The sequence below is a fragment of the Brevibacterium sp. 91QC2O2 genome (assembly GCF_024580695.1).
Lineage (GTDB): Bacteria > Actinomycetota > Actinomycetes > Actinomycetales > Brevibacteriaceae > Brevibacterium > Brevibacterium moorei.
This window is the reverse complement of the sequence record NZ_JANIJY010000013.1, coordinates 80,930-87,902: the sequence shown is the minus strand read 5'-3', so window position 1 is coordinate 87,902 and position 6,973 is coordinate 80,930. Positions and strand designations below refer to the sequence as shown.

Below are 6,973 nucleotides of genomic sequence, written 5' to 3'. Positions count from 1 at the left end.
CAACGGAAGACTCGAGCACCTCCGAGGCTCCGCCCTCGGCTTCCGGAACCTGACCAACTACGTTGCACGCAGCCTCCTGGAAGCAGGGGGATTCAGACCCCAACTACACTCCCAAATCGGATGAGCCACTAAAGTCTGGTGGATTCAGGTCTCGTCTACACTCTCCAAATCGAATGAGTCTGTTACCTATACACGACAAGCTCGGCGCGCGAGCCGAATTTTCCCTAGCGAGACGGCTACCCCTGGGACGACTCCTGCACCGACAATATGCCCCACTAGATATGTGCCAACTACCGGGTGGAAATACCTGTAGAGGATTGACAGAAATTTCTACCTCACGCGCTCTCCTCCCCACGCAGCTTAGAGAACAGGCCTGCCATCTCGAGTAGCTCCAACAGCTGCTCATAGGGCATCTCCTGCAGGCGTTCCCTGACCGCGTTGGACGTCGAATCCTCACGGAACAGTGCGTTCTCGATCTCTGTCCGCAGGGTCGGAGAGCTCCGCAGGTCGGCATCCGAGTTGTGCTTTGCCTGTTCGCGCAAATCAACGTAGGTCGTGATTTCATAGTTAATGAGGTCGATCGCGCCGACGGCATAGTCGGGATTATCCGTCAGATCGCCGAAATAGTGATTGACCTTCTCGATAAGTTCGGTCTGGGTAGCCGTCTTACGCTCGGCCTCGCGCGCCAAGCCGGCCTCGGTCATACCCTGCAACCCGTGGCCTTCCCCGGCATGCAGTTCGAGCGTCTCCTGCCGCACCTTCTCAAGCTTGTAGTGAGTGAGCACCACGTCCGACACGTCCACAGCTTTGATCCCGGGATCATCGGCGCCGAAGCCGCGCAGGCTACGCCCCAGCAGATCCGCGAAGACGCCCAGCTTCTCATACCGAGGATCACCGAAATGAATGAGCTGACTGAAGAACGAATACGCCTTCACATAGCTACCCAGGGTGTCCCGGAACTCCTCTAGCCGTTCATGCCCGTCCTTGTCACCCCTGGCAACGGCGGACTTCCAGCGGTCGGCGAAGCGATCGATCGCCGGAGCCAGACAGCCCATCACCGCATTGTGCCCTGACTGGCCCTTAGCCCCCTTGAGCTCACCGCCGGCAATACTCCACGCCTCCCAGGTCCTATCGACCTCAGCCCAGGTGAACAGCGCAGCGCCTTCGAGCTTGCCCAGCAGGTCGGCCACCAGATCCGGATCGGATTCGGTTTCGATCGTGGCGTCCTCATAGTAGGTCTGGAACGCGCGCAAGACCTCCTGCGGATCGTTGACGAAGTCCAGCACATAAGTATCGGTCTTGCCCAGTGCGATCCGGTTGAGCCGTGACAACGTCTGCACGGCGGATATACCGGACAGTTGCTTATCCACGTACATGGCGACAAGCAGGGGCTCATCGAAACCGGTCTGGTATTTGTTCGCCACGATCAGGATGTGTTGCCCCTCCTGATGGAAGGCCTCATCGACCGCTCCCCCGCGGAACCCCGGGTTGTCACGATTCTCGGATGCCTCGCTTACATCAGGGACTATGGAGGGCACACCGGGGGTCTGTTCGACAGCGGGATCCGGTAGCTGTCCAGAGAACGCCACCAGCGTATGCACATTCAGTCCTCGCTGTGCGATGGCGCGAGTGAACGCACGCTGATACTGCACTGCGGCCTTCCGCGATGAAGTCACGACCATCGCCTTGGCCCTACCACCCAATTGGTGTTGCACAGTGGTCGTGAAGTGAGCGAGGATCTCAGCGACCTTGCTGGCCACATTGGTGGGGTGCAGCTCCACCAAGCCGATGTACGCGCGGGTACCCCGACGCACGTCGATCTCCTCACCTCCCCCGTCTTCAGTGGCCTTTTGTGCGATCCGCGCGGCCATCTCATAGGTCGTATAGTTCTTCAGCACGTCGAGGATGAAGCCCTCTTCAATGGCCTGCTTCATCGAGTACAGGTCGAAGGGCTCCGGCGCGCCATCAGCACCCGGTCGGCCGAATAATTCGAGGGTCTTGGCCTTGGGTGTGGCGGTGAACGCGAAGAACGAGATCCTTTGGTCCTGATCGGCATGGGCGGCCATGGCATTGAGCACATCCTGGTCTGCTCCCGCAGGCTCAAAATCCGGGTCGCCGAGGTCATTCTCACCTGCCGCTGGTTCCTCGGCTTCGTCGTTGAGGTAGAGCGTCTCCTTCACTGCCTTGGCCGCATTTCCGCTCTGCGAAGAGTGCGCCTCGTCCACGACCACCGCGAACTTCTTTCCGGCCAATGAACCCCCATCCTCACGCATCTTTGCCAACGCATGAGGGAAGGTCTGTAGGGTGACGCCGATGATCTGCACGCCGGATTCAAGCGCCTCGATCAGCTGAGTGGTCTTGGAGCCTTCACTACCGCGGGTCACCGCCTGGAACTGACCAGTCGCTACGACCAGCTGATCCACCGCGTCTTGAAGCTGCCGATCCAGCACCTGCCTGTCGGCGATGACGATGATCGAATCGAAGACCTTATCGCCCGCCACCGTATGCAACGACGCCAGCCTGTGCGCGGTCCAGGCGATCGAATCGGTTTTGCCCGAACCAGCCGAATGCTGCACCAGGTACTTGTGCCCGGATCCTTCCTGGCGTGCAGCATCGACCAGACGGGTCACCGATCGCCACTGGTGGTAGCGGGGGAAACGGATCTGAGTCCTGTCGAGCTGCTTGCCTGTCAGCGGATCGGTGGTCCGGTTGTGGTTGACGTAGATGAACTTCGAGATGATCGTCAGCCAGGTGTCCGGGTCCAGGATTTCGCGCCACAGGTAGCTGGTGCGGGCATCGTGGTCCACAGGAGGATTGCCGGCGCCGTTATTGTGGCCCTTGTTGAACGGTAGGAACCGGGTTGCCTCACCCTCCAGGTGAGTGGTCATCTGAATGTCCGAGTCGCTCACGGCGAAGTGCACCAGTGCACCCCGTCCGTAGGTGAGCAGCGGTTCGTGTTCCGGGCGGCGGTCATGCTTGTACTGGGCGACCGCGTCACCAACAGATTGGGTGAGGTCAGTCTTGAGTTCGATCGTGGCCACGGGGATGCCGTTGAGGAACAGCACCAGGTCGATCCGGTCCGCTTTGTCTTGCGAATACACGACCTCCTGCACTACCCGCAGACGGTTCTTCTTGTACTTGGCGGTCAGCTGCGGGTTGCGGTCATCAGCCGGTGGAGCAGTCATCATGTCGAACCGGCGGGCCCCGGCCAGATCGAACCCACGCCGCAGTAGCCGTAGCGTCCCTCCGCCCTGGGATTCTGGGAGAGCCAGAGTCTTAGCGATCCGATCCAGGATGCGCGCCTGGGCCTTCTTCACCGTAGCGGACGAGGCGACATCGCCTTCCGGAACAATCTTCCGAAAGTTCTTCGGCTGGGTTTCGGCCAACCAGGTGAGTACGTCTTCGGGGAAGAGCGCCCGCTGCTTGTCGTAGCCAGAGGAGTCTGGGGAGTGTAGCCAGCCGTGCTGTTCTAGGTACTGGGCTATCTCCGTTTGGAAGGCCTTTTCCTGGTGGACCTGGGTCATGATGCCTCCAGCTCATCCTGAATCTGATCGACAGTAGGTTTGCGGTGCGTATGAGGGTTCGTCACGTCAATCTGCCCGGTCACGGCAGCGGAAATAAGGGCCGCGCGGCGTTCCTTTGCGAGAGCTATGGCGCGAGTGGCGTCAGACGCCATTTCTGCTGATGCCAAACCAGATGAGTTCCACTCGTCAACGAGTCGTGTTTGGAGATTCAGCGGAGGCACGGGGACATAATAGTGCTGAAGCATTTCCACTGTTAGCGCACCTTTAGTCCCTCCATTTCCATCGCTTAGGAACCTGAGATCGCCGTATGCTGCCGTCAATGCCAATCGCAAGAACGGCGTCAAAATAACCCGACTTTCACGGGCAGTCAGCGCAGCAACATGTTGATTTATTGTGGTTCTAATGGCAACCTCAGTAACCAACCCGCGGGTCTTCCCTTGGCCAGTAATACCGATCAACAGACTACCGGGCTCTATGATGGGAAGATGCAGTTCAGATAATGCGACATCGGAAACACGCCGTGAAGGTGCGGTTACAATTTTTTGATTTACCACCGAGCTGTTGAGCCAGGGGAATCCCCCATCATCCCAAAACCGGGCGTCGTCGGATTTTGGCGTCGAGCCATTTCGGATCGAAAAGTGCCAGCCAATTTTTTGCAGAGTCCAATCATCCGGGAGATCCCGCCAAAATGAAGAGTTCGAGGGCGTTCGGGCTTGAAAGAGCGTTCGACCAGTAGCTATTGCGTATGTCTCTGCGACAGATCGTTCCCGGGTCAAGGCTATGAACAGTTCCTGGTCGGAGATGAAGGCGTCGATTTCGGCGGTCTCGTGGTCCAGGTAGTCCGCAATCTGGCGCTGCTCGTAGGATGATGGAACCGGTACTAGGACGGTTTTCGCTGTTGCCCAACGGAAGTCAGTTGATCTCTCACGTATTCCCTGAGTCATGGACTGTATCACGCCGGACAACGCATAATTTCGCAGCACGTACGCAAAGAATCGTGGTTCTGCGTCGCCGATCGGCACAAGCGCGCTGTAGACCGGGGAGCTGTTGCCATCATCTTCGGAGACTCCGATCGCACCCGCAAATCCATCCATTGCATGAATGACTAAGTCACCCCGACAGATTCCCTGGTATCCGATCTCCTGTATGGCCTCAGTAAAACCTTCCGTGCGGCGACGGGCACGTAAGCATACTTGTCCATCTCTGAATGCAGTTATAACTCCGCCATTCACGAAGGGAGGTCGATTTTGCTTTCCAAATACTCGCCCCAACGGAAGTTGCTTCCAGATGCTTGGCAGCAATTTGTCGTTCATGCCTTCACCTGCTCGAGACGTGCGCGAATCCTACCCAGGACCTCATCCAGGTCCCGGTCGATCTCTTCCAATGGCCTGGGCGGGACATACTCGTAGAAGTGCCGGGTGAAGGGGATTTCTGCACCTTCCTTGGTCTTGGACTCGTCGATCCACGCGTCCGGTACGAAGGGTTTGACCTCGCGCTCCAGGTATTCGTCGATGTCCTGGTCCCAGGGCACGTTCTCCGTATCGCGCAAGGACGAATCCGCCTGCGGGCTCCCCTTACGATCGGTGACCAACTCGCCGTCCTCGTCATGTTCGGACAGCTCGGTCATAAGCACCTTCACCAGCGCGGGCTTGAGCGCCAATCCCTCGGCACCGACGGCCTTCATCAGGCTCGACTGGAACTCTTGACGGTTCGTGTGCACGATGCCGGCTGCTGCCTCGGCGGCAGTATACAAAGCACGTGCGAGTGCCTCCCGCTCGGATTCAGGAAGCTTGCCTACCTGCTTGGTAGCCAGGGCGCGTTCGATGCGGTCTGGCGTGAGGGCGTAGTTCAGGCGCAGGGGCCGTTCGACCGTGATGGTGCGATAGAAGAAGTCCTCTGTGGAGAAGATCTTCGAATGCTTGGTCTCTACGAAGTCGGCGAACAGACGCTGGACGGTCGCGATGTCATCTTCGCCCAGTTCCTTGCGCTTAGAACCCACGGATTTGCGCATCTTGTGGAACATCTCGGTGGCGTCGATGAGCTGGACCTTGCCGCGGCGCTCGGGATTCTTGTGCTTGTTCAGCAGCCAGATGTACGTGCTGATACCCGTGTTGTAGAACATGTCGGTGGGCAACCCGATGATAGCTTCGAGCAGGTCGTTTTCCAGGAGCCACTTGCGGATATTTGACTCGCCGGACCCTGCGCCTCCGGTGAACAGCGGCGATCCGTTGAGGACGATCGCGCCACGACCTGCGGCCTCGGCGTCGGGACCTGTGACGCTGGGTTCACGCAGTTTGGATACCAGGTGCATCAGGAAGAGCAGGGAGCCGTCGGACACCCGCGGTAACCCAGGACCGAAGCGTCCGTTGAAGCCGCGGACCTCATGCTCGGTCGTGACCTGTTTACGGTACTGCTTCCAGTCCACGCCGAAGGGCGGATTCGACAGTCCGAAGTGGAAGGTGTCCTTCTCGAATGCCGGCTCGGTCAGCGTATTGCCCAGCACGATGTTGTCGATCGACTGCCCTTTGACGACCATGTCGGCCTTGCAGATCGCATACGATGCGGGGTTGATCTCCTGACCCCACAGTGTGACGGTGGCCTTCAGGTTCATATCGCGGATCTTGTCCTCGGCAACCGAAAGCATGCCGCCCGTGCCAGCCGTGGGGTCGTACACGCTGCGAATGATGCCCGGCGTGGTGAGGTCTTCGTCGTCAGTTGTCAGGAGGGTCACCATGAGCTGGATGACTTCGCGCGGTGTGAAGTGTTCACCGGCGGTCTCGTTAGAGGCTTCGGCGAACCTGCGGATAAGCTCCTCGAAAATATGGCCCATGGCCATATTGTCGACATTGACTGGGCTCAGATCGGTCTTGGCGAAGTGCTGGAGCAGCTGAAGAAGTAGGTCTTTGGCAGCCAGATCCGAGATCGTATCCTCGAATTTGTATTGCTCGAAGATGTCGCGGACGTTGGAAGAGAAGCTCTGGACATAGTCACGGAGGTTGTCCGCCAGATTCTCCGCATCAGACGTCAGCGTGTGCAGTTCGTGGTGACTGCGGTTGAAGAACGTGTAGTCGTGTCCCGCACGGTTGCGCAATAGTCCAAGACTGGGCTCCGCATCGCGAGCGAGCTTGTCTGTGATGGCCAGCACTCCGGCCTTGGTTGGGGCTAGGACCGCATCCAGTCGGAAAAGCACTGTGAACGGCAGGATGATGTCGCCGTATTCGTGCTGCTTGTAGGTACCGCGCAGGATGTCCGCGGCCTGCCAGATGAAGGAGGCGTGATTGAAGGAACTGGTGGGTTGAGGCAAGGGGAAGACTTTCCTTTACGATGGCGGCTTTACCGCCATACTAACGAGATTTGGGTGGTGAGCATCTCTGGTTCAGACGAAATGGGATCGACCCTTGAACCGTTGGATGATTGGGTGGATACTGGGTGCCGAGTCCGTTCAGGAA

At 58.5% G+C, this 6,973-nt stretch carries 3 protein-coding genes; all 3 read right to left on the bottom strand.

The window, feature by feature from the left end:
• Positions 1-335: 335 nt before the first annotated feature.
• The 3 genes from NQ036_RS10415 to NQ036_RS10405 are packed head-to-tail and all read right to left on the bottom strand — an operon-like array spanning position 336 to position 6,828.
• A complete protein-coding gene (locus NQ036_RS10415) occupies positions 336-3,524 on the bottom strand; it encodes a type I restriction endonuclease subunit R (protein WP_257058744.1) in 3,189 nt (1,062 codons plus the stop codon).
• Positions 3,521-4,837 carry a restriction endonuclease subunit S gene (locus NQ036_RS10410; protein WP_257058743.1) on the bottom strand — a complete coding sequence of 439 codons (1,317 nt, stop codon included), beginning with the start codon at positions 4,835-4,837 and terminating at the stop codon, positions 3,521-3,523. The genes NQ036_RS10415 and NQ036_RS10410 overlap by 4 nt, the downstream gene beginning before the upstream one ends.
• Positions 4,834-6,828 (bottom strand): class I SAM-dependent DNA methyltransferase, encoded by a 1,995-nt coding sequence (locus tag NQ036_RS10405; protein ID WP_257058742.1) that lies wholly within the window; start codon positions 6,826-6,828, stop codon positions 4,834-4,836. Before NQ036_RS10405 ends, NQ036_RS10410 begins: the two co-directional genes overlap by 4 nt.
• Between the last annotated feature and the right edge of the window lie 145 nt (positions 6,829-6,973).